1 protein-coding gene is annotated in these 266 nt (G+C 51.9%); it reads left to right on the top strand.

The annotated features are described in order from the left end of the window. On the top strand, positions 1-266 hold a 266-nt coding region (locus tag Q4563_RS20285), incomplete at both ends, for an FtsW/RodA/SpoVE family cell cycle protein (protein WP_303605797.1).

The following is a 266-nucleotide window of genomic DNA, read 5'->3' as shown; positions in this document are numbered from 1 at the left end:
GGCGTATCTGGATCCCTGGGCACCTGAGCATGTATATGGCACCGGGTATCAGCTGACGCAGTCATTGATCGCTTTTGGTCGTGGTGAATGGTTTGGGGTCGGGTTGGGAGAAAGTGTGCAGAAACTGTTTTATTTGCCGGAAGCACACACCGACTTTGTGTTTGCCATCTGGGCTGAAGAGACAGGCTTGTTTGGTGGCCTGATGGCTATTGGCTTGCTGACTTTTCTGGTTGTACGGATTTGGCAAACCGTCTGGATTGCCCAAC

The sequence above is a fragment of the Gilvimarinus sp. 1_MG-2023 genome (genome assembly GCF_030548285.1).
Note: the sequence above shows the minus strand (reverse complement) of the source record. Positions and strands in the feature narration are given on the sequence as shown.